Annotated in this window: 2 rRNA genes (1 of these 2 only partly in view); both read right to left on the bottom strand. The window is 57.4% G+C overall.

From position 1 onward, the window contains the following. Positions 1-118 (bottom strand): 5S ribosomal RNA (rrf, locus tag NW808_RS05495). A gap of 44 nt (positions 119-162) precedes the next feature. After that, positions 163-2557, bottom strand: a 23S ribosomal RNA gene (locus NW808_RS05490) (it continues 415 nt past the right edge of the window).

Here is a 2557-nt window from a genome sequence, read left to right as displayed (position 1 = left end):
GTCTGGCACCGAGCTATTTTTCCGGAGGGTCACCCCTCCAGTAGGTTCGCCGCTGATGCGTTTCACGTCCGAGTTCGGGATGGAGTCGGCGTGGTTCCACATCGCCATGAGCACCAGACCCCCACACCCTGAAAGCTGCACAGCAAGAGACGGCAGGAGGACTAGGTCAAGCAGACGGTCTGTTAGGACTCCTCGGCTGCATGCATTACTGCACTTCCACCTAGAGCCTATCCACCGGGTCGTCTTCCCGGGACCTTAACAGAGGACTCATCTTGAGGTGGGCTTCCCACTTAGATGCTTTCAGCGGTTATCCACTCCGCACATGGCTACCCAGCGTCTACCGTTGGCACGATAACTGGTACACCAGCGGTGCGTCCCTCCCGGTCCTCTCGTACTAGGGAGAGCTCCTCTCAATCCTCTTGCGCCTGCACCGGATATGGACCGAACTGTCTCACGACGTTCTGAACCCAGCTCACGTACCGCTTTAATGGGCGAACAGCCCAACCCTTGGGACGTACTACCGCCCCAGGTTGCGATGAGCCGACATCGAGGTGCCAAACCTCCCCGTCGATGTGAACTCTTGGGGGAGATCAGCCTGTTATCCCTAGAGTAACTTTTATCCGTTGAGCGACGGCCCTTCCACTCAGCGCCGTCGGATCACTAAGGCCGACTTTCGTCCCTGCTCGACTTGTAGGTCTTGCAGTCAAGCTCCCTTATGCCTTTGCACTCAACGGCTGATTTCCAACCAGCCTGAGGGAACCTTTGCACGCCTCCGTTACCCTTTAGGAGGCGACCGCCCCAGTCAAACTGCCCACCTGAAACTGTCCTTTCCCCCGCTTCCGGGCAGAAAGTTAGAATTCTAGCCTTGCCAGAGTGGTATCTCACCGGCGACTCCATACCCCCCGCAAGGGGTACTTCTTTGTCTCCCACCTATCCTGCGCAGGCAAGGCCCGAACCCAATTCCAGGCTACAGTAAAGCTTCATAGGGTCTTTCTGTCCAGGTGCAGGTAGTCCGCATCTTCACAGACAAGTCTATTTCGCCGAGTCCCTCTCCGAGACAGCGCCCAAGTCATTACGCCTTTCGTGCGGGTCGGAACTTACCCGACAAGGAATTTCGCTACCTTAGGACCGTTATAGTTACGGCCGCCGTTCACCGGGGCTTCGGTCGCCAGCTTCGCTTGCGCTAACCAGCTTCCTTGACCTTCCGGCACTGGGCAGGCGTCAGCCCCTATACGTCGTCTTACGACTTAGCAGAGACCTGTGTTTTTGGTAAACAGTTGCTTGGGCCCTTTCACTGCGGCCAGCTCGCACTGGCACCCCTTCTCCCGAAGTTACGGGGTCATTTTGCCGAGTTCCTTAGAGAGGGTTATCTCGCGCCCCTGGGTATTCTCTACCCACCCACCTGTGTCGGTTTCGGGTACGGGTGACAACTTTCATCGCCTACGAGCTTTTCTTGGCACTACCCTTCACCACGCGGGGTCCGTAGACCCCTCCCAATCCAGTCAGGGTGTGGCTAGCTCTCGTGCGTCCCTCTTCGGCTCCAGTTGCCAGTCAGGGAATATCAACCCTGTGTCCATCGACTACGCCTTTCGGCCTCGCCTTAGGTCCCGACTAACCCCCCGCGGACGAACCTTCCGGGGGAACCCTTGGGTTTTCGGGGCATTGGATTCTCACCAATGTTTGCGCTACTCAAGCCAGCATTCTCACTTCCGCCTCGTCCACGGCTGCTTGCGCTACCGCTTCACCCTACTGCGGAACGCTCCCCTACCATCTAATCCACAACTTCGGCGCACCGCTTAGTCCCGTTCATTTTCGGCGCAGGGGCGCTTGACCAGTCAGCTGTTACGCACTGTTTAAAGGATGGCTGCTTCTAAGCCAACCTCCTGGTTGTCTTCGCACCCCCACCTCCTTAACCACTGAGCGATGACTTGGGGGCCTTAGTTGGTGGTCTGGGCTGTTCCCCTCTCGACGATGGAGCTTATCCCCCACCGTCTCACTGCCGACTAACCCTGGCGTATTCGGAGTTTGGTTCGGTTCGGTACGGCTTTCGCCGCCCTTACCGATTCAGTGGCTCTACCCCACCAGGTACCTGTCGACGCTGCGCCTCAACGCATTTCGGGGAGAACCAGCTAGCTCTGGGTTCGATTGGCATTTCACCCCTAACCACAGCTCATCCGATGATTTTTCAACATCAACCGGTTCGGCCCTCCACTTGGCTTTACCCAAGCTTCAGCCTGGCCATGGTTAGATCACCCAGGTTCGGGTCTACAGCGTGCGACTTAGCGCCCTCTTCAGACTCGGTTTCCCTCTGGCTCCGGCATTCCCGCCTTAACCTGCCGCACACTGTAACTCGCTGGCTCATTCTTCAACAGGCACGCGGTCACCCGTTCAATCGGGCTCCCACTGCTTGTAGGCACACGGTTTCATGCTCTCTTTCACTCCCCTCCCGGGGTTCTTTTCACCTTTCCCTCACGGTACTGGTTCACTATCGGTCACACAGGAGTATTTAGCCTTGCGAGATGGTTCTCGCAGATTCACACGGGATTTCCCCTGTCCC

The sequence above is a fragment of the Synechococcus sp. W70.1 genome (assembly GCF_047461515.1).
GTDB lineage: Bacteria > Cyanobacteriota > Cyanobacteriia > Thermostichales > Thermostichaceae > Thermostichus.
The sequence above is the reverse complement of the archived record's forward strand: the minus strand, read 5'-3'. Positions and strand labels throughout refer to the sequence as shown.